We start from the raw sequence: 26,330 nt of genomic DNA on the forward strand, positions 1-26,330 counted from the left end.
AAAGTCATGAAGAAACTGATCACCAATCTTGCTTCGACCCTTGCAGTTGCAACGGGTGTCGCCGCCATTACGCTTGTTCTTTACGCCTGGGACCTTCCTCCGTTCAGGAGCGACGTCCAGACGACCGACAATGCATATGTCCGCGGTTCTGTAACTCTCATCAGCCCGCAGCTTTCCGGTTACATCGTCGATGTCCCCGTCAAGGACTACCAGGCCGTCAAGGCCGGCCAGATGCTCGCCCGCCTTGACGACCGCATCTACCGGCAGAAGGCCGACCAGGCGAAGGCGGCGCTTGCGGCCCAGGAAGCGGCGTTGGTCAACTCGAACCAGCAGCAGCGCTCAGCAGAAGCCAAGATCGGCTCCAGCGAGGCGAGTGTCGAAAGCGCCCAATACGGTCTGCGCCGCGCCACGGAGAACTGGAACCGGGTCGAAGCGCTCGCGAAGAAGGGCGTGATGGCCGAGAGTGACCGCGAGCAAGGCCGCACAACGCTGGACCAGGCAGAGGCCGCGGTGAAGCAGGCGAAGGCCCAGCTGGAGGTCGCACGACAGGATCTGCAAGGTATCATCGTCGGCAGGGACTCTCTGAAGGCAGCCGTCGACGGCGCCAGGGCGACCGTGGAGCTTGCCGAAATCGATCTCGCCAACACGCGCATCACCGCGCCGCGCGACGGTGTCGTCGGCGAGGTCGGCGTCAAGCTCGGCCAGTATGTCGGCGCCGGCACGCAACTTATGGCGGTCGTGCCCGAAGGAACCTGGATCATCGCCAATTTCAAGGAAACGCAACTGAGCCGGATTCACGTCGGCCAGCCGGTGACGATCTCCGTCGACGCGCTCGACCATCGCGAACTGAGCGGTCATGTCGAGCGTTTCTCGCCGGCCGCGGGTTCCGAGTTCAGCATCATCAAGCCCGACAACGCCACTGGCAACTTCACCAAGGTTGCCCAGCGCGTTCCGATCCGTATCTCGATCGATCCGGGTCAGGAGCAGGCGAAGTACCTGAGCCCCGGCCTGTCGGTGGTCGTCAGAACCGTGGTTGAAGAGGACACGACCGCAGCCGCAATGGCTGCCGTCGAGCACAAGGGCTGACGCGGAAGATGCGGCGAGGCGCACGAAAAGGCCCGCGCAACTTACCGGTTGCGCGGGCCTTTTCACGTCTGCCTGATGATGGCGCCGAGCAGCTGTCAGCTCGGCATGTTGTAGTCGACGATCTTCTTCTCGCGGACGATGAAGAGCTTGCCGGTCTCGGTCATGTCGGGGCCGAGCAGCGGCATCAAAGCCTCGGCGACCTCGGACGGATGCGGCACGGTCGCAGGATCCTCGCCAGGGACGGCCTGGGCGCGCATGGCGGTCCGGGTCGGGCCGGGATCGATGGACAGGATGCGGAGCGCGGTGCGCTGCGTCTCGCCGGCCCAGGTGCGGGCCAGCGCCTCGACGGCTGCCTTGGAGGCGGAGTAGGGGCCCCAGAAGGGCTTGCATTTGTGCGCCGCCGCCGACGACAGGATCAGCGCCCGCCCGGCGTCCGATTTCAGTAGCAGCGGCTCGACCGAGCGGATCAGCCGCCATGTGGCGTTGACGTTGATCGACATCACCTTCTCGAACACCTTCGCCTCGACATGGCCGATCGGCGAGATCGTGCCGAGCACTCCGGCATTGGCGACGAGGATGTCCAGCTTGCCCCAACGCTCGAAGATCGAGCCGCCGAGCTTGTCGATCGCCGCCATGTCGGCCAGGTCGAAGGGGACGAGCGTGGCGGTGCCGCCGACGGCCCTGATGGCGTCATCGAGCTCTTCGAGGCCGCCGACGGTCCGGGCGCAGGCGATCACATGCGCGCCGCGCTTGGCCAGTTCGAGGGCGGTGAAATAGCCGATACCGCGCGAGGCGCCAGTGACAAGCGCGATGCGGTCTTTCAGATCGATGTCCATCATACCCTTCCCGTGTGAGGCCGGCCAAAAGAAGAAGGCCGCGTTTCCGCAGCCTTCTAGCGTAAGCGTTGCAAATTGAAAACCGCTGCTTCGGTTCAGCCGTTGCTGGCGAGCACCGAGACTTTGCGACCCATCGTCTCACCGTCCTTGTCCAGCAGGCGTGTCGGATAATCGCCGGTGAAATAGTGGTCTGTGAACTGCGGCCGGGCGGGGTTGCGGTCCTCGCCGCCGACGGCACGGTAGAGGCCGTCGATCGAGAGGAACTGCAGCGAGTCGGCGCCGATATACTTCGCCATCGCCTCGACGTCGGCATACTGGTTGGCCAGCAGCTTGTCCTTGTCCGGCGTGTCGATGCCGTAGAAGTCGGGGTAGAAGATCATCGGACTGGCGACGCGGATGTGTACTTCCTTGGCGCCGGCGTCGCGAATCATCTGCACGATCTTGACCGAGGTGGTGCCGCGAACGATCGAATCGTCGACGAGAACGACGCGCTTGCCCTCGATCATGGCGCGGTTGGCCGAGTGTTTCAGTTTCACCCCGAAGGCGCGGATCTGCTGCGTCGGTTCGATGAAGGTGCGGCCGACATAGTGGTTGCGGATGATCCCGTACTCGAATGGAATGCCGCTCTCCTGCGCGTAGCCGAGGGCCGCCGGCGTGCCGCCGTCCGGCACCGGCACGACGACGTCTGCCTCCACCGGGTATTCCCTGGCCAGGTTCATGCCCATGTTCTTGCGCGCGACGTAGACATTGCGGCCACCGACCACCGAGTCGGGCCGTGCGAAATAGACGTACTCGAACAGGCACAGGCGTTCCGGCGTCGGATTGCCCGATTTGCGGGCTTCGATGGAAATCGAACCGTCCGGCTCGATCTCGCAGATGATGATCTCACCGTTCTCGACATCGCGGATGTATTTCGCGCCGATGATGTCGAGCGCGCAGGTTTCCGAGCAGAAGATCGGCTTGCCGTCGAGCTCGCCCATGACGAGGGGACGGATGCCGGTGGGATCGCGGGCGGCGATCAGCTTGGTACGGGTGATGCCGAGCATCGAGTAGCCGCCTTCCATCTGGCGGATGGCGTCGATGAAGCGGTCGGTCGTATTCGTGTAGCGCGAGCGGGCGATCAGGTGCAGCACCACCTCGGTGTCCGAGGTCGACTGACAGATGGCGCCGCCGGCAATCAACTGACGACGAAGCGTCAAACCGTTGGTGAAGTTGCCGTTGTGGGCGACCGCGATGCCGCCGACTTCCAGTTCCGCAAACAGCGGCTGTACATTGCGTAGCGCCACCTCGCCGGTGGTGGAGTAGCGGGTGTGGCCGATCGCCATGTTGCCCGGCAGCTTCGCCAGCGTCGCCGGGTTGGTGTAGTGGTCGCCGACCAGGCCCATATGCTTCTCGGTATGGAACTGCTTGCCGTCGACAGAGACGATGCCGGCGGCTTCTTGGCCGCGATGCTGGAGGGCGTGCAGCCCGAGTGCTGTCAGCGTCGCCGCATCCGGATGGCCGAGGATGCCGAAAACACCGCATTCCTCATGAAGCGTATCCCCGTCCAGATCGCTGTCGGAACGGTGGGCGGAAACGGAAAAATCGCTCATTTGCTGCAAGCCTTTGCTCGGGACATTTCGGGGTTGCACGGGTTTTGGCTATCGGTGCCGGGCGAATACCGCTTCACCGGATCCATGGATGAGGCTCATATCCAATTTTTGGCCGCGACGCCAATATGTGTACGCCTTAACGACTTTACCACCGAAGTCCGCAGGCTTCAGTGGTAGCTTGGTTGATCCTATCAGATTTTCGCCGCGGCCGCTCTGGCGAAAAGTGCTGGGCAGCCTTGCGAGATCATCCGTTCGTTGCCGGTGCCTCCTCTGCCGGCTCCTCGCCGCTGGCCGGGGCTTGCCCGGCTGCGCCGTCGGTGCCTTCGGCAGGCGTTTCTGTGCCTTCCGCCGGCGCGCGCTTGCCGAGCAGGCGGTCGCGGATCTGCGTGTCGGCGTCTTCCGGCAGAAGCGCGATCAGCTTGGTGCCGAGATTGTCGAGCAGCGGCTTCGATTTCGCGCTGCCGACCCACGAGGGTTGCTGCTGCGGGGCCACCAGCCAGTTGAAGAACAGCATGGCAACGACGACCAGCAGGATACCGCGGGCGGCGCCGAACAGGAAGCCGAGGGTGCGGTCCAGCGCGCCGATGCGGCTGTCGATGATGAAGTCGGCGATGCGCATGGTGATGAAGGAGATCACGATCAGCGCGACGAGGAAGACGGCGGCGGCCGAACCGATGATGGCGACCGTGTCGCTGGCGGTGTAGTCCTTGGCGTAGGGCAGGAGCACCGGGTAGAGGAAGTAGGCGGCGGCAGCGGCGCCCACCCAGCTTGCGACCGACAGAACCTCGCGCGAAAATCCACGCACCATCGCCAGAACGGCCGAGAAAAGCGCGACGCCGATGACGATACCGTCGAGAAGGGTGATGGGCATGTTTTGTCCTACTCCAGACCTGGAATGTCGTTCGACCCGGGTGCAATGTGCTCGCGCACATTAGCCGATTGCGTCAAGCGCGTCTCAATTCGGTTCATCAGCAACGAACTGTTTCCACAAAGGTTTGCCAATTTCGCGGCAGCCGCATCAGTTGTCTTCGTCGCCGCGCATGAGCGCGCCCTTCGATCCGGCAATGCGCGCCACCAGATCCGGCAGGCTGTCGATCTCCGCCCATCGCCCGCCATTGCCCTTGGGCAGTTCGGCCGAGCCTGTCGGCAGGACCGCCTGGGAGAACCCCAGCTTCTCGGCCTCCTTCAGGCGCTGCGCGGTGTGCGACACCGGCCGGACGGCGCCCGAAAGGCTCACTTCGCCGAAATAGACGCAATCCTTCGGCAGGGCAAGACCGGCCAGCGACGAAACGAGGGCGGCGGTAACGGCAAGATCTGCTGCGGGTTCGGATATGCGAAAGCCGCCGGCGACGTTCAGATAAACGTCATGCTGCCCGAGCCTTACGCCGCAATGGGCCTCGAGTACGGCAAGGATCATCGACAGCCGCGCCGAATCCCAGCCGACAACGGCGCGGCGCGGCGTGCCGAGCGAGGTCGGCGCCACCAGCGCCTGCACCTCGACAAGAACGGGCCGCGTGCCCTCCATGCCGGCAAAGACGGCCGCCCCCGGCGCCTTCTCGTTGCGCTCGCCAAGAAAGAGCTCCGACGGGTTGGAGACTTCGCGAAGGCCCTTGTCGGACATTTCGAACACACCGATCTCGTCGGTCGGCCCGAAGCGGTTCTTGACCGTGCGCAGGATGCGGTAGTGGTGGCCGCGGTCGCCCTCGAAATAGAGCACGGCGTCGACCATGTGCTCGACAACGCGCGGGCCGGCGATCTGGCCTTCCTTGGTGACATGGCCGACGAGAACCACGGCAGCACCGGTCTGCTTGGCGAAGCGGATCATCGCCTGCGCGCCGGTGCGCACCTGTGTGACGGTTCCCGGCGCCGACTCGACGATGTCGCTCCACAGCGTCTGGATCGAGTCGATGATGGCGAGATCGGGCCGCTTGCCGTCCGCAAGCGTCGCCAGAATGTCCTCGACGTTGGTCTCGGCGGCGAGCAGCACATCGGTCTCGGCCGCCCCCAGCCGCTGCGCGCGCAGCCGTATCTGTGCGACGGCTTCCTCGCCCGATACGTAGATCACCCGCTGGCCGCGGCGGGAGAGGGCGGCCGCCGCCTGCATCAGCACGGTCGATTTGCCGATCCCCGGATCGCCGCCGACGAGCACGGCCGATCCGCGAACGAAGCCGCCGCCGGTGACGCGGTCGAGTTCGCTGATCCCGGTCCCGATTCGCGGCGCCTCCTCGATTTCACCCGACAGCGCGGTCAGCGCGACGACGCGGCCCTTCTTCGGCGTCTTGCCCGGACCGCCGCCGATGCCGCCCATCGGGTCTTCCTCGACGACGGTGTTCCACTCGCCGCAGGCGTCGCACTTGCCTTGCCAGCGTGAAAAAACCGTGCCGCAGTTCTGGCAGACGAATTGGGTGCGGGCCTTGGCCATCCGGTCTCGCTTTCAACAGCTACGTGTGGGGATTCGCTGAAAGCGAGTTAGCACAAAGCAGGAACGTCGCCTACCTGTTCGCGTCGATATAGTCTCGGCGATACCTTGGGCCGAGACTGGTCAGCAGCACGTAGTCGATCGTGCCGCCCGCCTTTGCCACTTTCTCTATCGGCATGTTCCGGCCGAACAGCTCGATAAAATCGCCCGCGCGCACCGCACCTTCGGGAAGATCGGTCACGTCGAAATGGGTCAGATCCATGGTGACGCGGCCGATCAGGGGCACGGCGCGCCCATGCAGGTATCCGCTGGCGCCGGAAATGCCGGTCTGGCGCAGCGGTACGCCGGCGCCGGACAGGCTGCGCAGATAGCCGTCGGCATAGCCGATCGCGGCGACGGCGATCCTGCTGTCGCGCGTCAGGACGGCGGCAGCGCCGTAGCTGACGCTTTCACCGATGCCTGCGTCGCGCACCTGCAGGATCCGCGCCTCGGCCGTGACGACCGGTTTCATCGGGTTCGGTTCGTCGTTCACCGCAGCGCCGCCGTAAAGCGAGATGCCCGGCCGGGTCAGGTCGAAGTGGAATTCCTCGCCCAGGAAGACGCCGGCGGAATTGGCGAGGCTCGCCGCGACCCCTTCGAACGCTCGTGTCGCGGCGCGAAACCGGTCGAGCTGCATGCGGTTCATCGGGTGCATCGGCTCATCGCCGCAGGCGAGGTGGCTCAGGATCAGCACCGGCGAAAAGCTTGCCGGTCGGGCCGGGTCATGGGCGAGCGCGATTGCATCGTTCACCGACAGGCCGAGCCGGTTCATGCCCGTATCGACCTGCAGCGCGCACGGATGATCGCCGCGCTCCGAGATCGCCGCCATGAAAACGGCCAGCTGGTTTTGTGACGCCAGCACCGGAACCAGGTCGTAATCGAAGAACAGCCGCTCCGAGCCAGGCCACATTCCGGAGAGGACAAAGATGCGCCCGTCCGGCACGAGCGGCCGCAACATGACGCCCTCTGCCGGGCTTGCCACGAAGAAGTCGCGGGCACCGGCGTCATAGAATGTCCGGGCCGCCGGCTCCAGCCCGGTGCCATAGGCGTCGGCCTTGAGCACGGCTGCGGTGCGGGCTTTGCCTGACTTGCGGGCCATGAGGCGCCAATTGTCGGCGAGCGCCTGAAGGTTGATGGTCAACCGCGCATGTTCTTCGCCGATCGGGGCCGTGGATGAGAAGGGACTGGTCGGGGAGAAACTGCTCTTCGTCATTGTTATCGAATACTCGCTCCAGCATCGGGCGGCAACAGGATTGCAGCAACCACAGCAAAAGCAAAGGAATTTGAAATCGATGCATTCCGGGGGCTTTTCGCGCCCGGCGGTTCCTCTTAACGTCCCGGCGCGCGATGGGAGGCGAACTGCAGGGCATGAAAAAACACTATGCGATGGTTGTGTTGGCGTTGGGGTTGGTGGCTGCCCTCGGTGTGCTGCCGCTGCGTGCCCAGGAGCCAGAAAGTGCCCCATGGGAACTGCGCGACGCCTTTGCCACGCTGCTCGGCCTCGACCGGAATGGCAGCAGGGCCATACGGGACGGCAACATCGATGTTTATCGCTCGTTTCTGGACGATCCCGAGGCGCCGCGATTGCTGACCCGTCTGGAGGTGGGGGGAAACGGATGTCGCGCGCGCACCACCTCGGCCCTGCAGTATCCGGGGAAGTGGGCCGTTCTCTCCCTGACCATGATCGACCTGCACAGTGTCACGCGCGCCGTCGCCTATCGCTCCATCGACGACCTCATCGCAGAGCGAAATCCGCTGCCACCGCACGATCCTGACGCCAGGCAGTTGGTACTTGAAGGCAAGGGACTGCGGTGCACGACGCGTTTGTCGCTGGAGGCCGATGTGGACGAGCCGATCGGCACCTGCCGTGACCGGCTCGACATCGAGTTGACGGACGAGGCTTTGGCGGCACTCGCCCTCATGGCCGGAAAGTGCAACATCACGGTCCTGCGGCACTGACCGGCGGCAGTCGCGGGATCAGTGCTCTTCGTACTGCGAGAAGGACGGATCGGCCAGGTCCGTAAACCGGGTGTATTCGGACTGGAAGGCGAGCTTGACGGTGCCGGTCGGTCCGTGACGTTGCTTGGCGATGATAACGTCGGCGGTGCCCTTCACCTTTTCGAACAGCATCTTCCATTCTTCGTACTTCGGATCGAATTCGTCGCGCGGCTCGAGGTTCTTGACGTAGTATTCTTCGCGGAACACGAACAGCACCACGTCGGCGTCCTGCTCGATCGAACCCGATTCGCGAAGGTCGGAGAGCTGCGGGCGCTTGTCCTCGCGGCTTTCCACCTGACGGGAGAGCTGGGAGAGCGCGATGATCGGCACGTTCAGTTCCTTGCCGAGCGCCTTCAGGCCGGTGGTGATCTGGGTGATTTCCTGCACGCGGTTATCGCTCGACTTGCCGGAGCCGGTCATCAGCTGGATATAGTCCACCACCAGGCAGTCGAGGCCGCGCTGGCGCTTGAGGCGCCGCGCCCGGGCCGAAAGCTGCGCGATCGAGATACCACCGGTCTGGTCGATGTAGAGCGGCACCTTCTGCATCATCTGCGAACAGGCGACGAGTTTTTCGAAATCGGCCTCGGAGATGTCGCCGCGGCGGATCTTCGACGAGGAGACTTCGGTCTGCTCGGAAATGATACGGGTGGCGAGCTGTTCGGACGACATTTCGAGCGAGTAGAAACCGACGACGCCGCCGTTCTTTGCCTTGTACGAGCCGTCCGCCTGAACTTCCTGCTCGTAGGCCGCCGCGATGTTGTAGGCGATGTTGGTGGCAAGCGAGGTCTTGCCCATGCCGGGGCGACCGGCGAGCACGATCAAGTCCGAGCGCTGCAGCCCGCCCATGCGGGCGTCCAGCGATTGGATACCGGTGGAGATGCCCGATAGGCTGCCATCGCGCTCGAAGGCCTGGCCGGCCATGTCGATCGCCTGCGCCACCGCGTCGTTGAACGACTGGAAGCCGCCGTCGTAGCGGCCGGTTTCGGCCAGCTCGAACAGGCGCCGCTCGGCGTCTTCGATCTGGTTTTGCGGCGGCATGTCGAGCGGTGCGTCATAGGCGATGTTGACCATGTCTTCGCCGATGGTGATCAGCGAACGGCGCAATGCCAGGTCGTAGATCGCGCGGCCATAGTCTTCCGCGTTGATGATCGTCACGGCTTCGGCGGCAAGGCGGGCGAGGTACTGCGGGATGGTCAGTTCGCCGACGCGGCCGTCCGCGGGCAGATGCGTTTTCAAGGTGATCGTCGTTGCGATCTTGCCCATGCGGATGGTGTCGCCGGCGAGCTCGAAGATCTTCCGGTGCAGCGGCTCCTGGAAGTGGATCGGCTTGAGAAAATCCGAGACGCGGTAATAGGCATCATTGTTGACGAGAATCGCGCCCAGCAGCGCCTGCTCGGCCTCGATGTTGTTCGGCGCTTCGCGGTGATGCACACCAAGATCGTCGCGACCCGGATTGGCAAGTTTTCGCACGGCGTCGTTCATGTGGCCCGAATCTCCCCGAATCCCATTGCAGTGATGGATCCTGCTTCAACCGGGAAGCCGCACGGGTCAAGCGCCGACTGTCTGGAATGAGATGGAGGGGTCGATGGGAAGGCCGTTCAGCACGGTCTTCGACCTATCCACAGCAAGGGGCGTGCGGAAATCCCACAGTGGCGGACAATCGCGCCTGCTCAGGGAGGAATACGACGGTCGGACTTGACGGAGCGCAGCCGCCGATTCGGCAGCGCCGGGGGGACCTTGAGCGCTGTACCCTGCGGGAACGACCGCGTCCCGGCCGCGCGGCCCTTGCCGTCGCCCTCGTGGGCCTTCAAGGCGCCTTCGCCCTGTCCGACGTAGTCGCGGGTAAGCGGTACGGCCTGCTGATGATGCGCGAGCTGCAGCTGAAAGACGACGAGATTCTGCCAGCGGAAAGCGCTCTCGGAACTGGCGAGGTAGAACTCCCAGATTCGGCAGAAGCGTTCGTCGTAGAGCGCCTTGGCTTCGTCCCGGCGCGCCATGAAGCGCTGGCGCCAATGCCGAAGCGTCATGGCATAGTGCAGCCGCAGGATTTCGATGTCGGTCACGCGCAGGCCCGATTTCTCGACAGCACGCATCACCTCCGAAAGGGCAGGGATGTAACCGCCCGGAAAGATGTATTTCTCGATGAATGGGTTGTTGCTGGTGGGCGCGTCGGTCCTGCCGATCGTATGCAGCAGCATCGCGCCGTCCGGATTCAGCAGCGAGGCGGCCTTGCGGAAGAAGGTGAGGTAGTTGGGCCGTCCGACATGCTCGAACATGCCAACCGAGACGATCCGGTCATAGGTGTCGGGCGCATTGCGATAATCCTCCAGCAGAAAGCGCACCTCGTCCTCCAGCCCGGCGTCCCTGGCGCGCTCGCGCGAGACGGCAAACTGCTCGTCGGACAGCGTTACGCCGGTCACGCGCGCGCCGAGATTGCGGGCCAGATAGAGCGCCATGCCGCCCCAGCCGCTGCCGATGTCCAATACGGAGAGCCCGGGGCGCCCGATCGTGAGCTTGGCGGCGATGTGCCGCTTCTTCGCCAGTTGCGCCTCGTCGAGGCTCTGGTCCGGTGTCTCGAAATAGGCGCAGGAGTATTGCTTGTCCTGGTCGAGGAAAAGATCATAGAGGGCGCCGGTCAGGTCGTAATGATGCTGGACGTTGTCGCGCGAGCGGCGGATGCCGTTCTTCTCCCGCAGCCAGCGCAGAAGGTAGCGGCTCCGTTCCAGGAAGCGGTTCCAGCCACTGTCGTAATATTTGAAATCGGGGTTGCCGGTGAAGACCGTTTCGAGCAGGTCGAACATGTCGCCCTCGAGCAGATCGATATCGCCGGTGCCGTAGTAGTGACCGAGGTAGAAGGCGGGGTCGACGACCAGGCCCCATTGGGCGCGCTTGCTGTTGACGCGGATATGAACCGGTTTGCCGGTGGCGTCGCCGAAGCTGCGCGTCTCGCCGTCCGGGTAGGTCATCTTCAGATTGCCGCGCCGAACCAGACGGGAAATCATCGAAGCAAGAATGATTTTCATCTGAAACTCCATCGCAGGCTGCGGCGGAGCGGGTCTGAAACGGAAACCCGCATGGTGCGGCCTGACCGCTTTCCAGTCTGATTTCCCTAGCAAATAACAAAAAAACCCGGATTTCAACCCGGGTTTTTTCGCGCCTATAGCGGGAGGCGGCGCACGCGCTCGATCGCTGTGTGCCGCAGTTCCTGTCTCAGGCTTCTTCGCCTTCGTGATCGGCTTCCGGATCGAAGAAGTCTTCCGGCTTCAGGGCGTCCTCGTCGACGCCATAGATGGCATCGGCCGAGGTGAGGCTTTCGCCCTTGGCCTGGCGCTCGGCTTCGTCGGCGGAGCGAGCGACGTTCAGTTCGACGGCGAGCTCGACTTCCGAGTGCAGGTGCAGGACGACCTTGTGCAGGCCGATCGCCTTGATCGGGGTGTTCAGCTCGACCTGGTTGCGGCCGATGTTGAAGCCGTTTTCAGACAGCGTCTCGATGATGTCGCGAGCGGCAACTGAGCCATAGAGCTGGCCGGTTTCGCCGGCGGAGCGGACGATGACGAAGGACTTGCCGTCGAGCTTCTCGGCGACCTTCTGGGCTTCCGACTTGCGCTCGAGGTTACGGGCTTCCAGCGTGGAGCGTTCGGCTTCGAAGCGCTTCTTGTTGGCTTCGTTGGCGCGCAGCGCCTTGCCGAGCGGCAGCAGGTAGTTGCGGGCAAAGCCGTCGCGAACCTTTACGGTTTCGCCCATCTGGCCGAGCTTGGCGATGCGTTCGAGGAGAATTACGTCCATGTTTCAGTTCCTTTCTTTTCAGTTCAGTTGTTGTTTGATTTCGTTTCCGGTTTCGGCCCTGCCGGGGTCAGCGCAATCGTGCGGCGCGTATCCGTCAGGCCGAGAACGAGGATGAGAAGGATGGGGAGGAGGAACAGCAGCACCGAGCCGTAGGCGAGCCACAGAGCCGGCAGCCGCCATGCCTTGCCGCGGCTGCGCTGGTGCAGGATCGCGAAGCCAGACAGCACGAAGCCCGCGCCGAACGTGCCGCAGATAAGCGCACCGATGACGGCGGGAGTCCCCCCGGCGAAGCAGAGCAAGAGCCCGGCGAGAAACACGAAGATCGCATTGCGGTGCATGCGCAGCGCCGTCGGCATGTTCTCGCGCGGCCGCAGTCCCTTGCCCGACAGCCGCACGATCGCGCTGGCGATGTAGTAGGAAGCAAAGAGCAGCAGCACCCAGAGCGCGCCCTGCACGATCGGCAACGCAAGGCCGAAGATCGCCTTCATCTGCGCGACGGCGGCGGGATCGGGATTATAGAGCGGTTCCTGCTGCTTCAATGCCTGCAGCATCACGTCGACCATCTGGTCGGCAAGCCCGCCGCTGTAGCCAATGATCGCGCCGACGGCGATCATGCCGAGCGTGACCATCACCGCAAGGTGGGTCAGGATGTTGGAAAGCGGATACCAGGCGAGTGCATCCTTCGGGCCGCCGAGTTCGGAGGCAGGGCGCGCGAGGTTCGCCAGGTTGCTGAGCCAGCCGGCCGGGATCAGCGTGATGATCACGATCAGCAGCGCAAAATGAGAGGATGCCATCGCAGCGGCCACGGCGCCGCCGGCAATCACGGCAATCAGCGCGCTCGCATTGCCCCAGCCGAGGCCGGCAATCAGGATGGGCAGGGCGGAGCCGGCGAAGAAGAAGATCGCAAGGGTCGACTGGACATTCGCGCTCAGCGAAAGCAGAGCGGCGGTCACACCGGCAACGAGCCCGGTCGCAATCGAGGTCCAATTCAAGTTCTGCACGGCGCTGTCCTGTCTTGCCAGACAGTTAGAGGAGTTTCCTGAAGAGATGCTTCAGGAACTGCTCCCCAACATGGGGGATGGCTATTGCCCGAAAGCGTTTCGGACTGTGGCCGGTGACTGTTCCGATCCGCGCCCAACACGGAAGGGAGAAGGGAAGGCGATGACGCCTTCCCTAATTTGTCACGCGTCCGCCGAAGCGGGCGCGCGGAGTGCCTTAAGCGACGACGTAGGGCAGCAGGCCGAGGAAGCGGGCGCGCTTGATCGCCTTGGCGAGTTCGCGCTGCTTCTTCTGGGAAACGGCCGTGATGCGGGACGGGACGATCTTGCCACGCTCGGAAATGTAGCGCGACAGCAGACGGACGTCCTTGTAGTCGATCTTCGGCGCGTTGGCGCCGGAGAACGGGCAGGTCTTGCGACGGCGATGGAACGGGCGGCGAACCGGAGCGGAAGATACTTCAGCCATTGTCTTTTTCTCCTTCAGCTTCGATTACGCGCGGTCTTCGCGCGGGGGACGGTCGCCACGCGGCGGACGGTCGCCGAAGTCGCGGCGCGGACGGTCACCGAACTCGCGGCGCGGACCACGGTCGTCGCCATCGCGGCGCGGACGGTCGTCGCGGTCGCGCTTCTGCATCATCGCGGACGGGCCTTCTTCGTGGGCTTCGACGGCGATGGTCATGTAGCGCAGGATATCTTCGTTGATGCGCATCTGGCGCTCCATCTCATGGATGGCTGCAGCCGGAGCATCGATGTCCATCAGCGCGTAGTGCGCCTTGCGGTTCTTGTTGATGCGGTAGGTCAGGGACTTGAGGCCCCAGTTCTCGATCCGGCCGACCTTGCCGCCGTTTGCTTCGATCACGCCCTTGTACTGTTCGACGAGTGCGTCGACCTGCTGGGCGGACACGTCCTGGCGAGCCAGGAATACATGTTCGTAGAGAGCCATTTGGCTGTGCCTTTCTTGCGTTTGATCCACACCCGGAAACCGGCGCCAAGCCTCAACGACTGATCTTAGGGCCAGGCGGCCCGGGCAAGAAAAGCGTTTCATCTATACGGTCGAGAGCGGAGACACGGGAGGCCGGAACGCTTCACGTTCCTGTCGCTCCCGTTGCCGGGAACGGCCCTCCGTTCAGCCACCAGCCGATGCGACCGGGTGTTTTGAACAGGGCGCTTATACGGATTTTTGCGGCGAAAGCAAGGGATGGGGAACACCTCGCTTTTCGTCGCGTTTGTCAGGCGGCTTTAACCCGCATGACGCGTCCATCCTCAGCCAGCGCGCGCAGCGCGGGAACCAGAGTCGATGGAAAGCGTTGTTCTGCTTGATGGAAACAGAGGAGCAACTGCAAATGCAAGACCGTATTCCAGAGAATCGTCCGCCCGAAGACCGCAACACCGTCGTCAATACGAGCAAGCGCGGAAGCGGTGGCGGCTGGGCAGTGGCGGTGGTCGTGGCCCTGCTTTTGGCCGTCGGCGTGTTCTACTTCGCCAACAACACCGGCGACGGTGTCGACCCGAACGCGAACACCTCGTCGATCGGTACGCAGGCGCCGGCTCCTGCGACCGTCCCGCCAACCGACGGCCAGGCGACCGGCACGCAGCCGGCTCCGGCTCCGGCGCAGCCGGCGCCAAGCCAGCCCGCCCAGTAGCGGCGCCGGCAATACTCATGAAAAACCCGCCTTTCGGCGGGTTTTTCAGTATGGGACCAAGTAACCAGGTTGCCCACTCAGATCGGCGCCGGGTACTGGCGGTGCAACTTGCGAATGCCGTCGACGACTTCCGGTGCAAGCGTCACGTCCGTCGCCGCGATGTTTGTGCGCAACTGTTCCATCGTCGTCGCGCCGATGATGGCCGAGGTCGTGAAGGGGCGGCTCAGGCAAAACGCCAGCGCCATCTGGGTCCGGATCCAGCCCATGCTCACGCGCCAGCGCCACGTAAGCGGCAACCGCCGGCTCTTGCCGCGGTTGGTAACGCCCGCCGAGATCGTCGTTCGTCGTCCGGCGTGAACCGTCCGGGCGGGCGCCGTTCAGGTACTTGCCCGTCAAGAGGCCGGCCGCCAGCGGCGAATAGGCGAGCAACCCGATATTCTCGTGATGGGCCAATTCGGCGAGGTCGAGGTCGAAGGTGCGGTACAGGAGATTGTATTCGTTCTGCATCGAGGCGATGCGCGGCAAGCCGTGCGTCTCGGCCAGCTTCAGGAACTGCATGGTCCCCCAGGCCGTCTCGTTGGACAGGCCGACCGCGCGGATCTTGCCGGCCTTCTGCAATTCCGCGAGCGCTTCCAGGGCTTCGGCCAGTTCAGCCACCGTACGGGCCCGGTCCTGCGTCCAGGGATCATAGGTCCAGGAATGGCGGAAATGATAATGGCCGCGGTTCGGCCAATGCAACTGATAGAGGTCGAGGTAGTCCGTGCGCAGGCGCGTCAGGCTGCCGTCGGCCGCTGCAATGATGCTCGCGCGGCTCATCGGGCTGCCGTCGCGGATATAAGGCCGGCCGGGTCCCGCCACCTTGGTAGCGAGCACGACCTTGTCACGGTTGCCGCGGGCCGCCATCCACGAGCCGATGAAGCGCTCCGTGTCGCCGTAAGTCTCCGGCGAGAGCGGCGTGGTCGGATAGAGTTCGGCGGTGTCGATGAAGTTGACGCCGTGCTCCAGCGCCTGATCGAGTTGGGCGTGCGCCTCGGCTTCGCTGTTCTGCGAGCCCCAGGTCATGGTGCCGAGGCATATTTCGGACACCGCGATTCCGGTGCGGCCAAGTGTATTGTATTTCATGAACGAGAGTTTCTGTTGGGGCGGCGTCTGCCGCGGGAAGGGGTCTGCGAGCCGGTTGCCGGCAGCCGGCCAAGAGATATACGGCAGGCTCCAAAATGCAAGGTGCGCAGCGCGGTGCACGACCCGCGTCGACAAACAGCGGAGACCCTTCGGCCTCACGTTGGCTGTCAGTACACAGTAAAGCACCGGTGCCCTTCCAAGCCCCGCGACCCGTACTCCGGCAGCCATGCATTGTGTATCCTTGCCTGCGAAAACTTGACTCGCTGCGGCAATCCGTGAATTGAGGGGAAAACATCATGGGAGAAGCCCAATGACCATTGCTTTCACCTTTCCGGGCCAGGGGAGCCAGGCCGTCGGCATGGGCAAGGAACTGGCGGATGCCTTTCCCGAGGCCGCTGCCGTCTTTGCTGAAGTCGATGACGCGCTGGGGGAAAACCTATCCGCACTCATGTTTGACGGACCTGAGGCCGAACTGACGCTCACCGCCAACGCCCAGCCGGCGCTGATGGCGGTGTCGATGGCCATCGTTCGGGTCCTTGAAGCGCGTGGCCTCATCCTGCGCGACAAGGTTTCCTATGTCGCCGGTCATTCGCTCGGCGAGTATTCCGCGCTCTGCGCCGCCGGCACCTTCACGATCGCCGACACGGCGCGCCTGCTGCGCATCCGTGGCAATGCCATGCAGGCGGCGGTGCCGGTCGGCGAGGGGGCGATGGCCGCCATCATCGGCCTCGAACACGCCGATGTGCAGGCGATCTGCGATGAGGCGCTGGTGCATGGTTCCTGCCAGATTGCCAACGACAACGGCGGCGGCCAGCTCGTCATCTCCGGCGCCAAGCCGGCCGTCGAGCGCGCCGCCCGCATGGCGACGGAGAAGGGCGCAAAGCGTGCGCTGATGCTGCCGGTGTCGGCGCCCTTCCATTCGACGCTGATGGCGCCGGCCGCTGAGGCCATGCGCGCGGCGCTGGCCGAAGTCGAGATCCGCGAGCCGGTCGTTCCGGTGATTGCAAACGTCTCCGTCCAGCCCGTCACGGACCCGAAGGAAATCGCCCGCCTGCTCGTGGAGCAGGTGACCGGCCAGGTCCGCTGGCGCGAGACCGTCGAATGGTTCGCCGGCAACGACGCCACCTCGCTCTACGAGATCGGCTCCGGCAAGGTGCTGACCGGCCTGGCGCGCCGAATCGACAAGTCCGTGACCGGCTATTCCGTCAACACGGCGACTGATATTGAAAATCTGCTGCAGACCCTCTGCGGCTGACACCCAGCAAACGGGAAAACGACCATGTTTGATCTTTCCGGCCGCAAGGCACTGGTAACCGGCGCTTCCGGTGGTATCGGCGAGGAAATCGCCAAGATCCTGCACGCGCAGGGCGCAATCGTCGGCCTGCACGGGACGCGCGTCGAAAAGCTCGAGGCGCTGGCCAACACGCTCGGCGAACGCGTTCAGCTTTTCCCGGCCAACCTTGCCGACCGCGCCGAGGTCAAGGCGCTCGGCGAGAAAGCCGAGGCCGAACTCGGTGGCGTCGACATTCTCGTCAACAATGCCGGCATCACCAAGGATGGCCTGTTCGTGCGCATGAGCGACGAGGATTGGGATTCGGTTCTGGAGGTGAACCTCACCTCGGTGTTCCGCCTGACGCGCGAGCTGACGCATCCGATGATGCGCCGCCGTTACGGCCGCATCATCAACATCACTTCCATCGTCGGCGTCACCGGCAATCCGGGCCAGGCGAATTACTGCGCCTCCAAGGCCGGCATGATCGGCTTCACCAAGTCGCTTGCCCAGGAGATCGCCACCCGCAACGTCACCGTCAACTGTGTCGCGCCGGGCTTCATCGAGAGCGCCATGACCGGCAAGCTCAACGACAAGCAGAAGGAAGCGATCATGGGAGCTATCCCGATGAAGCGCATGGGCACCGGCGCGGAAGTCGCCTCGGCCGTCGCCTATCTGGCTTCGTCGGAGGCCGGCTACATGACGGGACAGACGTTGCACGTCAACGGTGGTATGGCGATGATCTGAAGACGGTCGAAATTGCCCGGCTGGTCGCGCGGAAATAGCATGTTGACCGCGCGATGGACGGGCATTTTCGGACTTTGCGGCAGAGTTAAACCGTGTTAATCGGGCCATGACTGTCCGCAGTCGACCGGGGGATGCATGCTTTGTGCGGCGCTACAACACAGCGCTCGGGGGCATCTGCGGTTGAAAAGAATTGCCCGTATGCCTCGGCGTATCGGGCTTGGTTGAGTGCCCGGTGCCGTGAAAGGCATCGACAAAAACAAAGGTCGAGGAATCCGACATGAGCGATATCGCAGAACGCGTAAAGAAAATTGTGATCGATCATCTGGGCGTAGACGCCGACAAGGTCAGCGAAGGCGCAAGCTTCATCGATGATCTCGGCGCGGACTCGCTCGACACCGTCGAACTGGTCATGGCGTTCGAAGAGGAATTCGGCGTCGAGATCCCCGACGACGCGGCCGACTCGATCCTGACGGTCGGCGACGCCGTCAAGTTCATCGAGAAGGCCCAGGCCTGAGACTGCCTTTCCGGCGGGCCCATTGGGCCCGTCGCGACCCCGTTTGCGGAACGCGCCGCGCCGCGCCGCCTCGGTCCAAGAATGATGCATAGGGTGGATCACCGACGATGAGACGTGTCGTTATCACAGGTACCGGCATGGTATCTCCTTTGGGTTGTGGTACCGAAGTGACTTGGTCGCGACTGCTTGCAGGGCAGAGCGGCGCCCGTCCGGCGACGGGATTCGAGGTCGACGACCTTCCCGCCAGGATCGCCTGCTACATTCCGACCGGTGACGGCACCGACGGAACTTACAACCCCGACCAGTGGATGGAGCAGAAGGAGCAGCGCAAGGTCGACTCCTTCATCGTCTATGCGATGGCCGCCGCCGGTATGGCGCTCGATGATGCCGGCTGGCATCCGAAGACGGACGAGGAGCAGACCTCGACGGGCGTGCTCATCGGTTCCGGAATCGGTGGCCTCGAAGGTATCGTCGAAGCCGGATATATCCTGCGCGAGAAGGGTCCGCGCCGCGTCTCCCCCTTCTTCATCCCCGGCCGCCTGATCAATCTCGCCTCCGGCCATGTTTCGATTCGCCACAAGCTGCGCGGTCCGAACCATTCGGTCGTTACCGCCTGCTCCACTGGCGCGCATGCCATCGGCGATGCCAGCCGTCTGATCGCGTTCGGCGATGCCGACGTCATGGTCGCCGGCGGCACCGAGTCGCCGATTTCGCGCATGGCGCTCGCGGGCTTTGCCGCCTGCAAGGCGCTTTCTACCCAGTACAACGACGAGCCGACGAAGGCGTCGCGCCCCTACGATCGCGACCGCGATGGCTTTGTGATGGGCGAGGGCGCCGGAATCGTCGTCCTGGAGGAGCTCGAGCACGCCAAGGCGCGCGGGGCCAAGATCTATGCCGAGGTCGTCGGCTACGGCCTGTCCGGCGACGCCTATCACATCACTGCGCCGTCCGAGGACGGCGACGGGGCTTATCGTTGCATGCAGATGGCGCTGAAGCGCGCCGGCCTGACACCGGGCGATCTCGACTACGTGAACGCCCACGGCACTTCCACGATGGCCGATACGATCGAACTCGGCGCCGTCGAGCGGCTGGTCGGTAACCATGCGGGCAAGATCTCGATGTCGTCGACCAAGTCGGCGATCGGCCATCTGCTCGGCGCGGCCGGTGCGGTCGAGGCGATCTTTTCGGCGCTTGCGATTCGCGACAATGTCGCCCCGCCGACGCTCAATCTCGACAACCCGGATGTGGAAACGGCCATCGATCTCGTGCCGCACAAGGCGCGCAAGCGCGAGATCAACGTGGCCCTGTCGAACTCCTTCGGTTTCGGCGGCACGAACGCATCACTGATTCTGCGCCGCTACGGCTGAGACCGGCGGTGCTTGCGAATAGGTGATGGTGTTGACCCGTTGCCGATAGGTGCGCGTACTGGGCAAATGACGACGGATCTCGCCGGAAGGGCGGGCTCCGATCCTGCTTTTTGCCGCATTGGTCTGTCCTACTGCGCCGCTCATTCGCTTCTGGGTGCAATAACGTTCTGAAAAAGCGGATGATCTTCCAGTTCATGGGAGCGGACGCGTTTTTCAACGTCAGGGAAAGACCATTGGTGGCCAGATCTTTTGAGGATTGTCTGTGAGCGATAACAACGATTCCACGGAAATGCCGTTCGGCCGCGGCGACAACGCCAGCAAGGGGCCCATTATCCCTAAGTCCGCCAATGAGGCGTTGCGCCCGGAGCCGGTGCCGAGCCCGCCGCGCCGCTCGCGCAAGGCGCGCAGCCAGGTCGTCGTCTTCTTGAACTTCCTCATGACCTCGATCGTTCTGGTCACCCTCGCGGCGGCGGCGATCTTCTATTATGCGCTCGACAGCTTCGAGAAGCCCGGCCCGCTGACGGCCAACACCAATTTCATCGTGCGCAACGGCGCCGGCCTGAACGAGATCGCGGCCAGCCTGGAGCGCAATAACATCATCACTGACAGCCGCGTGTTTCGCTACCTGAGCCGCATCCACCTGGAGGATGCCGTCCTCAAGGCCGGCGAGTATGAAATCCGTGCCAATGCATCGATGCGCGACGTGCTGGAGCTTTTGAAGTCCGGCAAATCCATCCTCTACAGCGTTTCGGTGCCCGAGGGGTTGACGGTCAAGCAGGTCTTCCGCCGCCTAACCGACGATCCGGTGCTGGAAGGCGACCTGCCGGCCGACCTGCCGGCCGAAGGCACGCTGATGCCGGATACCTACAAGTTCTCCCGCGGGACGAAGCGTGCCGAAATCCTCCAGCAGATGCTGACGGCGCAAAAGGCGCTCATCGGCCAGATATGGGAAAAACGTGACGACGGTCTGCCGATCGCGACCCCGGAGGAAATGGTGACGCTCGCCTCGATCGTCGAGAAGGAAACGGGCCGGGCGGACGAACGGCCGCGGGTCGCCTCGGTCTTCATCAACCGTCTCGAAAAGGGCATGCGCCTGCAGTCCGATCCGACGATCATCTACGGCATCTTCGGCGGCGATGGAAAACCCACCGATCGGCCGATCCTGCAGTCGGACATCGACAAGCAGACGCCCTACAACACCTATGTGATCAAGGGCCTGCCGCCGACGCCGATCGCCAACCCCGGCCGCGCCGCGCTCGAGGCCGTCGCCAATCCCTCGCGCACGGCCGACCTCTACTTCGTTGCTGACGGCACCGGCGGCCACGCCTTTGCCGAGACGCTGGACGACCACAATGCCAACGTCCGGCGCTGGCGCAAGCTGGAAGCCGAGAAGGCCAAGCAGGCGACACAGGAAACGCAGGAAACGCAGGACGCGGGCCAGAGCCCCGGTCAGTGACGTGCAGCAAGTATAGCGACACCCGTCACCCCTCAATTTGGAGTGGCGGAAATCGCATCCAAGCCAGCGCATTTCGTCTCGGAACGAATTATATAGAACATGGCTGCCGGGATGATTCCACATTCGCGGCGCGCTGGTATCTGATCGGAGTTTGACATGCCATTGCAATCCATGACCGGTTTTGCCCGGAGCGAGGGAACAAGCGGCCGCTGTCGCTGGTCCTGGGAGCTTCGTTCGGTCAATGGCAAGGGCCTGGATCTGCGCATCCGCCTTCCCCAGGGGTTTGAGCATTTCGAGCCGGAGGTCCGGCAGAAGGCGGCCGCTGTGTTCTCCCGCGGTAACATGCAGATCGGTCTCTCCGTTTCCATTGCCGAACCGCAGGTGCAGCCGGTGGTCAACCAGGCCGCCCTTTCGGCGATCCTTGCCCTTCGCGAGCAGCTTTCCGGCGTTGTCGATCCCGCCCCGCTCAGGCTCGACACGCTGCTCGGCGTCCGCGGCGTGGTCGATTTCCGCGAGGCGGAGGAGAGCGAGGCGGAACGCCAGCGTCGCGACGAGGATATCGCCGGAGGGCTTGACGCCGCTATCGACCGGCTTCTGTCGATGCGACTCGGCGAAGGCGAGGCGCTGCGGCAGGTGCTGGGGCGGCAGGTGGACCGGATCGCCGATCTGGCGGCGACGATCGAAGCCGATCCGAGCCGAAGCGTCGAGGCGATCGCCGAGCGGGTGGCAGGTCAGGTCCAGATGCTGCTCCAGGGCAGTAACGGCCTCGACCGGGACCGGCTCTATCAGGAGGCGGTGCTGCTCGCCACCAAGGCAGACCTGCGCGAGGAGATCGACCGTCTTGCCGCCCATGTCGGCGCGGCCGAGGACCTGCTTGCAGCGGACCATCCGGTTGGCCGAAAGCTCGATTTCCTTGCACAGGAATTTAACCGTGAAGCGAATACCATCTGTTCGAAGTCCAACGCGGCCGCCGTCACGGCCGCCGGGATCGAGTTGAAGGTCGTCATCGACCAGTTCCGCGAACAGATACAGAATTTGGAGTGACCATGAACGCGCTGCAGACAGCAAAACCGATCGAGATCGCCCGGCGCGGGCTCATGCTGGTCATTTCCTCGCCGTCCGGAGCAGGCAAGTCGACGATCGCCCGCAATCTGCTGGGAAGGGATCCGGGTGTCAGCCTGTCAGTTAGCGTGACCACCCGCCAGCGCCGCCCGAGCGAGATCGCCGATCACCACTACCATTTTATTGACCGTGCCGAATTCGAGATGCTGCGCGATTCCGATGCGCTGCTCGAATGGGCCGAGGTTCACGGCAATTTCTACGGCACGCCGCGCAAGCCGGTGGAGGAAGCGATGGCGGCAGGACGCGATATGCTGTTCGACATCGACTGGCAGGGCGCCCAACAGTTGCAGGAGAAGATGGCGGCCGACGTCGTCTCGATCTTCATCCTGCCGCCGTCGATGACCGAACTGCAATCGCGCCTGTATCGCCGTGCCGAGGACAGCGCGGAAGTCATCGCCACCCGGCTTGCCAATTCCCGGGCCGAGATCGAGCATTGGCACGAATACGACTACGTGATCCTCAACGACGATCTCGACGCCGCCTTCGATGCCGTGGAGAGCATCGTCAAGGCCGAGCGCCTCCGCCGCGACCGGCGCCACGGCATGTACGAGTTCGTCTCGAAGCTCTTGACCGAACAGCCGGTGCTCTGAGGGAAACTCCGGCCCGCGACGCGATCAGAAAAGCGTAACGAGAACCGGGATCTGGCCGTTTGCCCGGAAATATTCGAGACCTTCGATCAGCGGAAACAGTGCCAGCAGGAACAGGCTGTCGCGGAATGTCGCCGTGAGGGCCGGCTGGGAGAAGGTTGCTCCTGCAACTCCCTTGTGCAGAAGCGGATTCGGCAGGAACAACGGTGTTTGTCGGGCATAGTCGTCGTAGGCCGGCCCGAACCGATCGCTAAGATAGGCAGCCTCGCGCCGAGCGGTGTAGCGGAAGACGACATAGAACGCCGCGGTCGCCGAGAGTGCCAGGATCAGCGAGCCGACCAACAGCCCGATGCCCAGAACGCCCACGAGCGAAGACATGTAAAGCGGATTGCGGGTCATCGAATAGGGGCCGACGACGACGAGTTCCCGGTTTTTTCGCGTGCCTATGTACAGGATGCTCCAGAGCCGGCCGAGGATCGCGAAGAACACCAGCATAAGCCCCGTCGTTTCAAGGACCTCGTGAAGCCCGCCTTCGCTCCAATAGGGCCGAACGCAAAGAGCACTGGCGAGGAACACCGAGGCGAGCAGCCAGAGCAGCGCGATCCGCTTCTTCTGGTTGAATGCCTGCAGTTGCATCGGCGCCGCTCCCCCGATCGACAGGTCAACTACGGCGACCGGACTGTGGCCGATTGATGTCTGCGCGGCCGCCGCGATCAACCGAGGGCGTTCGCCAGCGTCACGAACTCTTCGACCGAAAGCGTTTCGGCACGCCTCTGCGGATCGATCCCCGCCCTTGCCAGAAGTGCCTCGCCGCCCAGCGATTTCAGGCTTTGCCGCAGCATCTTGCGGCGCTGGCCGAAGGCCGCCTGCGTGATCCGCTCCAGCGCCTCCGCCTTGCAGGGCAGTGGTTGCTCGATCGGTTCTAGATGGACCACCGAGGATGTGACCTTGGGGGGCGGCGTGAAGGCTTGCGGGGGGACGTCGAATGCCAGGCGCGCGTTGGTGCGCCAGCCGCTGAGCACGCCCAGCCTGCCGTAATGGTCGTCGTCTTCGTGCGCCACGATGCGCAGGCCTACCTCGCGCTGGAACATCAGCGTCAGGGAGCGGTAGAAGGGCGGCCAACGCTTCGGCAGGAGCCAGTTGACGAGCAGTTGCGTGCCGACGTTGTAGGGCAGGTTGGCGATGATGCGAACGGGCTCTCCGGGCGGCGCCAGCGTCTCGAAGTCCACCTTCAGCGCATCGCCCTCGATAACGGTCAATCGACCCGGATAGTGGTCCGCGACCTCCTGCAGCGCCGGGATCGCCCGCGCGTCGCGCTCGATGGCGATGACGTGTCTTGCGCCGAGCGCGAGGATCGCCCGCGTTAGCCCACCGGGGCCCGGTCCGACCTCGATCACGGTGCAGTCCTCCAGCGGGCCGGCCGTTCTTGCGATCTTCTGCGTCAAGTTCAGGTCGAGCAGGAAGTTCTGGCCGAGCGACTTCTTCGCATCGAGCCCATGCCGCTGGATGACGTCGCGGAGTGGCGGGAGCCCGTCGATCGCCGCCATCAGCCGCCGCTCCGCTCGTGCACGGCCAGTTCCCGCGCCAGGCGCAGCGCGGCAAGCAGGCTGTCCGGCTTGGCGCGGCCGGTTCCGGCGAGCGAAAACGCCGTGCCGTGGTCGGGCGAGGTGCGGATGAAGGGCAGGCCGAGCGTGGCGTTGACGGAGTCGTCGAAGCCGAGCGCCTTGGCCGGGATCAGTGCCTGGTCGTGGTACATGCAGATCGCCACGTCATAGGCAGCGCGCGCTTCGTCGTGAAACATGGTATCGGCCGGCAATGGCCCGAATGCATCGACGCCGGCCGCCTTCAGGCGCCTGATCGCCGGGGCGACGATCGTCTCGTCTTCCTTGCCGAGCGCGCCGCCTTCGCCGGCGTGCGGATTGAGGCCGGCGACAGCCAGCCGCGGGGCTGCGATGCCGAAGCGGCGCTTCAGGTCGTTCGCGGTGATCATCGCAGTCTCGTAGACAAGCTCCTCGGTGAGCGTCGCCGGCACGTCCTTCAGCGGAATGTGAATCGTCACCGGCACGCTGCGCAGTTTCGGCCCCGCCAGCAGCATGACCGGCAGCACCGGCTTGCCCGTGGCGCGGGCCGCCAGGTCGGCCAGAAACTCGGTGTGGCCGGGGAAGGGGAAGCCGGCCTCGTAGAGCACGGATTTCGCGATCGGATTGGTGACGACCGCCGAAGTACGCCCCGCCAGCGTCAGCTGCACGGCACTTTCGATCGCGCCGATGATCGCCTGTGCGTTGCGCGATGACGGCGCTCCGGCGACGGCGGGCTCGGCGAGGGGGACCGGCAGCACCGGTATGGCGGTGCTGAATTGCCCGCGGGCGGTTTCGGGCGTCGCATCGGCCACTGCGGCCTTGAGACCGCGCTCGTGGGCACGGCGCGTCAGTGCCTGCGGATCGCCGATGAAGAGGAAGGGGGGCAGGTCGAAGGCGGTGCGGGCCGCCCAGAGGTCAAGGGTGATGTCCAGGCCGATCCCGGACGGGTCGCCCATCGTCAGGGCCAGCGGGGGAACGGTCGCGACAGTCATCGGGGTCGGGCTTCTGTGAACTGGACGATGCCGGCGCGCAAGTCACGCCGGCGGCGGAGGTTGTCAGCGCATCTCGATCCGCGCCTTGCTGCGCAGTTCATCGATATATTTCTGGCTGTTGCCGTCGTCCTTCTGGCCGCCCTTGCCGAGATCCTCGGCGCGGAACACCATCTCCGCAGCCATGTCGTCATTGACTTCGCGCTTCTTGCAGATGCCGAGATACTCGACGCCGCGGTCGGTCACGCGCACGCCGGTGGTGTTGCCTTCCGCCTTTTCGATCAGCGGCTTCCAGTCGTCGGGAAGCTGCGGTGCAAGCAGGCGGCCGAGGTTGCGGATCGACACGTCGTGCATGGTTGCGGCGAAAATCTTGGCGTCATCGCAGCCCGGATATTTCGAGCGCGAGGCCTCGGCCTCGGCTTTGCGCTTGCCGAGGATGGCATTGCGGCGCGCCGCCGGTACCACAAAGATGACCTGCTGCAGGAAGTACTCCGTTGTGGACGGCTTTTGGCCGCCGTTTTCCTGCATGCGATCGACAAGGCTCTTGCCGTTCTTCGTGCCGCCGAAACGGGCGTTCACCGCGCGCGGCCAACTCATCTGAATGGCAATGTACTGCTTGAAATGGGCTGTGCCCACGCCGGCGCGATCGAGGATCTGGTCCATCTGGTCGGTCGAAAGCTTGTTGCTTGCGGCAAAGCGGGCATAGGAAGCGTCCACGTCCTGAGTGCTGACGGACATCCGGAGTCGAGAAATCTCGGAGCGCTTCAGCGCTTCGTCGATCAGTTGCTCGCGCGCGATCTGGGTGGAACTCTTCGCCCGCTGCAGCTTCAGGAATGCCGCGCGCCGGGCCACGTCGCCGGACGTGATGGGCGTACCGTTGACGACGGCGGTCACGCCGGTCGCCGCAACCGACACCGTCGGCAGGGCGGCAGTTCCGGCGGCTGCAAGAAAGGCCGTGCCAAGAACCATGGCCCGCACCAGCGACATCGCGTACTTCATGCCCATCCCTTTCGTCGTTCCGGCGACGGGTTGCATCCTGTGCCGATCCCGTGTCCGCCGGTCAGGCGCGTCCGCATTCCGGCAGCGCCCCGCGCATTCCATTTAGCTGCGAATCCTCGCAGGACATTCGGTACCTGCTGCAATTCGCCCTCGCCTGGCCAATTGCACAATGCATACGGC

The 26,330-nt window shown here is 64.1% G+C and carries 25 protein-coding genes and 1 pseudogene; 10 read left to right on the forward strand and 16 right to left on the reverse strand.

Annotated features, from left to right (window positions below; genetic code table 11):
• Nucleotides 1-6 precede the first annotated feature (6 nt).
• Nucleotides 7-1,086, forward strand: a complete 1,080-nt coding sequence (locus J2Y48_RS13045) for an HlyD family secretion protein (protein WP_310418333.1) — start codon at nucleotides 7-9, stop codon at nucleotides 1,084-1,086.
• 95 nt (nucleotides 1,087-1,181) lie between these two features.
• Here J2Y48_RS13045 and J2Y48_RS13050 read toward each other — a convergent pair whose 3' ends face one another.
• From J2Y48_RS13050 to alr, 5 genes are all read right to left on the reverse strand, one after another.
• Nucleotides 1,182-1,922 (reverse strand): SDR family NAD(P)-dependent oxidoreductase, encoded by a 741-nt coding sequence (locus J2Y48_RS13050; protein WP_310418336.1) that lies wholly within the window; start codon nucleotides 1,920-1,922, stop codon nucleotides 1,182-1,184.
• 95 nt (nucleotides 1,923-2,017) lie between these two features.
• Nucleotides 2,018-3,514, reverse strand: coding sequence for an amidophosphoribosyltransferase (gene purF / locus J2Y48_RS13055; protein WP_310418338.1), 1,497 nt, complete (start codon nucleotides 3,512-3,514; stop codon nucleotides 2,018-2,020).
• Nucleotides 3,515-3,758: 244 nt separating this feature from the next.
• Complete coding sequence (locus J2Y48_RS13060; protein WP_310418341.1) at nucleotides 3,759-4,385, reverse strand: CvpA family protein; 627 nt, start codon at nucleotides 4,383-4,385, stop codon at nucleotides 3,759-3,761.
• Nucleotides 4,386-4,532: 147 nt separating this feature from the next.
• Nucleotides 4,533-5,936: a DNA repair protein RadA gene (gene radA / locus J2Y48_RS13065; protein ID WP_310418344.1), complete on the reverse strand. Its 1,404-nt coding sequence runs from the start codon at nucleotides 5,934-5,936 to the stop codon at nucleotides 4,533-4,535.
• A 70-nt stretch (nucleotides 5,937-6,006) separates the two neighbouring features.
• On the reverse strand, nucleotides 6,007-7,185 hold the full coding sequence (alr, locus tag J2Y48_RS13070) for an alanine racemase (protein ID WP_310418347.1): 1,179 nt from the start codon (nucleotides 7,183-7,185) through the stop codon (nucleotides 6,007-6,009).
• 155 nt (nucleotides 7,186-7,340) lie between these two features.
• Here alr and J2Y48_RS13075 point away from each other — a divergent pair, with 155 nt between their 5' ends.
• Nucleotides 7,341-7,931, forward strand: coding sequence for a hypothetical protein (locus tag J2Y48_RS13075; protein WP_310418350.1), 591 nt, complete (start codon nucleotides 7,341-7,343; stop codon nucleotides 7,929-7,931).
• Nucleotides 7,932-7,949: 18 nt separating this feature from the next.
• Here the strand turns inward: J2Y48_RS13075 and J2Y48_RS13080 are convergent, their stop codons facing one another.
• From J2Y48_RS13080 to rpsF, 6 genes are all read right to left on the reverse strand, one after another.
• Nucleotides 7,950-9,452, reverse strand: coding sequence for a replicative DNA helicase (locus J2Y48_RS13080; RefSeq protein ID WP_310418353.1), 1,503 nt, complete (start codon nucleotides 9,450-9,452; stop codon nucleotides 7,950-7,952).
• Nucleotides 9,453-9,640: 188 nt separating this feature from the next.
• Nucleotides 9,641-10,993 (reverse strand): cyclopropane-fatty-acyl-phospholipid synthase family protein, encoded by a 1,353-nt coding sequence (locus J2Y48_RS13085; protein WP_310418356.1) that lies wholly within the window; start codon nucleotides 10,991-10,993, stop codon nucleotides 9,641-9,643.
• A 187-nt stretch (nucleotides 10,994-11,180) separates the two neighbouring features.
• Entirely contained in the window at nucleotides 11,181-11,756 is a 576-nt protein-coding gene (rplI, locus tag J2Y48_RS13090) for a 50S ribosomal protein L9 (protein ID WP_310418359.1), read from the reverse strand.
• A 23-nt stretch (nucleotides 11,757-11,779) separates the two neighbouring features.
• Entirely contained in the window at nucleotides 11,780-12,757 is a 978-nt protein-coding gene (locus J2Y48_RS13095; protein ID WP_310418362.1) for a DUF2232 domain-containing protein, read from the reverse strand.
• 214 nt (nucleotides 12,758-12,971) lie between these two features.
• Nucleotides 12,972-13,220 carry a 30S ribosomal protein S18 gene (rpsR, locus tag J2Y48_RS13100; protein ID WP_108001130.1) on the reverse strand — a complete coding sequence of 83 codons (249 nt, stop codon included), beginning with the start codon at nucleotides 13,218-13,220 and terminating at the stop codon, nucleotides 12,972-12,974.
• A gap of 24 nt (nucleotides 13,221-13,244) precedes the next feature.
• Nucleotides 13,245-13,697, reverse strand: coding sequence for a 30S ribosomal protein S6 (rpsF, locus tag J2Y48_RS13105; RefSeq protein WP_310418366.1), 453 nt, complete (start codon nucleotides 13,695-13,697; stop codon nucleotides 13,245-13,247).
• Nucleotides 13,698-14,097: 400 nt separating this feature from the next.
• On the opposite strand from rpsF, the gene J2Y48_RS13110 reads away from it, so the two are divergent.
• On the forward strand, nucleotides 14,098-14,397 hold the full coding sequence (locus J2Y48_RS13110) for a hypothetical protein (protein ID WP_310418368.1): 300 nt from the start codon (nucleotides 14,098-14,100) through the stop codon (nucleotides 14,395-14,397).
• Between the two features lie 77 nt (nucleotides 14,398-14,474).
• On the opposite strand, the pseudogene J2Y48_RS13115 reads toward J2Y48_RS13110, so the two are convergent.
• Nucleotides 14,475-15,519: pseudogene (locus tag J2Y48_RS13115) on the reverse strand (aldo/keto reductase).
• A 310-nt stretch (nucleotides 15,520-15,829) separates the two neighbouring features.
• On the opposite strand from J2Y48_RS13115, the gene fabD reads away from it, so the two are divergent.
• From fabD to gmk, 7 genes are all read left to right on the forward strand, one after another.
• Complete coding sequence (gene fabD / locus J2Y48_RS13120; protein WP_310418371.1) at nucleotides 15,830-16,774, forward strand: ACP S-malonyltransferase; 945 nt, start codon at nucleotides 15,830-15,832, stop codon at nucleotides 16,772-16,774.
• A gap of 24 nt (nucleotides 16,775-16,798) precedes the next feature.
• Nucleotides 16,799-17,536, forward strand: a complete 738-nt coding sequence (gene fabG, locus J2Y48_RS13125; protein WP_310418373.1) for a 3-oxoacyl-[acyl-carrier-protein] reductase — start codon at nucleotides 16,799-16,801, stop codon at nucleotides 17,534-17,536.
• A 277-nt stretch (nucleotides 17,537-17,813) separates the two neighbouring features.
• Nucleotides 17,814-18,050 (forward strand): acyl carrier protein, encoded by a 237-nt coding sequence (locus J2Y48_RS13130; protein ID WP_097139127.1) that lies wholly within the window; start codon nucleotides 17,814-17,816, stop codon nucleotides 18,048-18,050.
• 107 nt (nucleotides 18,051-18,157) lie between these two features.
• Complete coding sequence (gene fabF / locus J2Y48_RS13135; protein ID WP_310418378.1) at nucleotides 18,158-19,417, forward strand: beta-ketoacyl-ACP synthase II; 1,260 nt, start codon at nucleotides 18,158-18,160, stop codon at nucleotides 19,415-19,417.
• 262 nt (nucleotides 19,418-19,679) lie between these two features.
• On the forward strand, nucleotides 19,680-20,873 hold the full coding sequence (gene mltG, locus J2Y48_RS13140; protein WP_310418381.1) for an endolytic transglycosylase MltG: 1,194 nt from the start codon (nucleotides 19,680-19,682) through the stop codon (nucleotides 20,871-20,873).
• A gap of 156 nt (nucleotides 20,874-21,029) precedes the next feature.
• Nucleotides 21,030-21,917 (forward strand): YicC/YloC family endoribonuclease, encoded by an 888-nt coding sequence (locus tag J2Y48_RS13145; RefSeq protein ID WP_310418385.1) that lies wholly within the window; start codon nucleotides 21,030-21,032, stop codon nucleotides 21,915-21,917.
• 2 nt (nucleotides 21,918-21,919) lie between these two features.
• A complete protein-coding gene (gmk, locus tag J2Y48_RS13150; protein ID WP_405030224.1) occupies nucleotides 21,920-22,585 on the forward strand; it encodes a guanylate kinase in 666 nt (221 codons plus the stop codon).
• A gap of 24 nt (nucleotides 22,586-22,609) precedes the next feature.
• On the opposite strand, the gene J2Y48_RS13155 is transcribed toward gmk, so the two are convergent.
• The 4 genes from J2Y48_RS13155 to J2Y48_RS13170 all read right to left on the reverse strand — a co-directional run bounded on the left by J2Y48_RS13155 (nucleotide 22,610) and on the right by J2Y48_RS13170 (nucleotide 26,132).
• A complete protein-coding gene (locus J2Y48_RS13155; RefSeq protein WP_310418388.1) occupies nucleotides 22,610-23,218 on the reverse strand; it encodes an isoprenylcysteine carboxylmethyltransferase family protein in 609 nt (202 codons plus the stop codon).
• A gap of 77 nt (nucleotides 23,219-23,295) precedes the next feature.
• On the reverse strand, nucleotides 23,296-24,129 hold the full coding sequence (gene rsmA, locus J2Y48_RS13160; protein WP_310418391.1) for a 16S rRNA (adenine(1518)-N(6)/adenine(1519)-N(6))-dimethyltransferase RsmA: 834 nt from the start codon (nucleotides 24,127-24,129) through the stop codon (nucleotides 23,296-23,298).
• The gene (gene pdxA, locus J2Y48_RS13165; protein WP_310418393.1) at nucleotides 24,129-25,154 is read right to left on the reverse strand and encodes a 4-hydroxythreonine-4-phosphate dehydrogenase PdxA; all 1,026 of its coding nucleotides are present in this window, start codon (nucleotides 25,152-25,154) and stop codon (nucleotides 24,129-24,131) included. Before pdxA ends, rsmA begins: the two co-directional genes overlap by 1 nt.
• Before the next feature lie 63 nt (nucleotides 25,155-25,217).
• Complete coding sequence (locus J2Y48_RS13170) at nucleotides 25,218-26,132, reverse strand: peptidylprolyl isomerase (protein ID WP_405030229.1); 915 nt, start codon at nucleotides 26,130-26,132, stop codon at nucleotides 25,218-25,220.
• Nucleotides 26,133-26,330 lie beyond the last annotated feature (198 nt).

The sequence above is a fragment of the Mycoplana sp. BE70 genome, assembly GCF_031455855.1.
In the GTDB taxonomy this organism is placed as follows: Bacteria; Pseudomonadota; Alphaproteobacteria; order Rhizobiales; family Rhizobiaceae; genus Mycoplana.

Excerpts from the sequence above, each read along its gene's own strand:
- rpsR (WP_108001130.1), bottom strand. The coding sequence starts at position 13,220 with ATGGCTGAAGTATCTTCCGCTCCGGTTCGCCGCCCGTTCCATCGCCGT.
- purF (WP_310418338.1), bottom strand. The coding sequence starts at position 3,514 with ATGAGCGATTTTTCCGTTTCCGCCCACCGTTCCGACAGCGATCTGGAC.
- J2Y48_RS13075 (WP_310418350.1), top strand. The coding sequence starts at position 7,341 with ATGAAAAAACACTATGCGATGGTTGTGTTGGCGTTGGGGTTGGTGGCT.
- J2Y48_RS13130 (WP_097139127.1), top strand. The coding sequence starts at position 17,814 with ATGAGCGATATCGCAGAACGCGTAAAGAAAATTGTGATCGATCATCTG.
- fabG (WP_310418373.1), top strand. The coding sequence starts at position 16,799 with ATGTTTGATCTTTCCGGCCGCAAGGCACTGGTAACCGGCGCTTCCGGT.
- J2Y48_RS13060 (WP_310418341.1), bottom strand. The coding sequence starts at position 4,385 with ATGCCCATCACCCTTCTCGACGGTATCGTCATCGGCGTCGCGCTTTTC.
- J2Y48_RS13080 (WP_310418353.1), bottom strand. The coding sequence starts at position 9,452 with ATGAACGACGCCGTGCGAAAACTTGCCAATCCGGGTCGCGACGATCTT.
- fabF (WP_310418378.1), top strand. The coding sequence starts at position 18,158 with ATGAGACGTGTCGTTATCACAGGTACCGGCATGGTATCTCCTTTGGGT.
- rplI (WP_310418359.1), bottom strand. The coding sequence starts at position 11,756 with ATGGACGTAATTCTCCTCGAACGCATCGCCAAGCTCGGCCAGATGGGC.
- rsmA (WP_310418391.1), bottom strand. The coding sequence starts at position 24,129 with ATGGCGGCGATCGACGGGCTCCCGCCACTCCGCGACGTCATCCAGCGG.
- gmk (WP_405030224.1), top strand. The coding sequence starts at position 21,920 with ATGAACGCGCTGCAGACAGCAAAACCGATCGAGATCGCCCGGCGCGGG.
- radA (WP_310418344.1), bottom strand. The coding sequence starts at position 5,936 with ATGGCCAAGGCCCGCACCCAATTCGTCTGCCAGAACTGCGGCACGGTT.
- pdxA (WP_310418393.1), bottom strand. The coding sequence starts at position 25,154 with ATGACTGTCGCGACCGTTCCCCCGCTGGCCCTGACGATGGGCGACCCG.
- rpsF (WP_310418366.1), bottom strand. The coding sequence starts at position 13,697 with ATGGCTCTCTACGAACATGTATTCCTGGCTCGCCAGGACGTGTCCGCC.
- fabD (WP_310418371.1), top strand. The coding sequence starts at position 15,830 with ATGACCATTGCTTTCACCTTTCCGGGCCAGGGGAGCCAGGCCGTCGGC.
- J2Y48_RS13045 (WP_310418333.1), top strand. The coding sequence starts at position 7 with ATGAAGAAACTGATCACCAATCTTGCTTCGACCCTTGCAGTTGCAACG.
- J2Y48_RS13085 (WP_310418356.1), bottom strand. The coding sequence starts at position 10,993 with ATGAAAATCATTCTTGCTTCGATGATTTCCCGTCTGGTTCGGCGCGGC.
- J2Y48_RS13145 (WP_310418385.1), top strand. The coding sequence starts at position 21,030 with ATGCCATTGCAATCCATGACCGGTTTTGCCCGGAGCGAGGGAACAAGC.
- J2Y48_RS13110 (WP_310418368.1), top strand. The coding sequence starts at position 14,098 with ATGCAAGACCGTATTCCAGAGAATCGTCCGCCCGAAGACCGCAACACC.
- J2Y48_RS13050 (WP_310418336.1), bottom strand. The coding sequence starts at position 1,922 with ATGGACATCGATCTGAAAGACCGCATCGCGCTTGTCACTGGCGCCTCG.
- alr (WP_310418347.1), bottom strand. The coding sequence starts at position 7,185 with ATGACGAAGAGCAGTTTCTCCCCGACCAGTCCCTTCTCATCCACGGCC.
- J2Y48_RS13155 (WP_310418388.1), bottom strand. The coding sequence starts at position 23,218 with ATGCAACTGCAGGCATTCAACCAGAAGAAGCGGATCGCGCTGCTCTGG.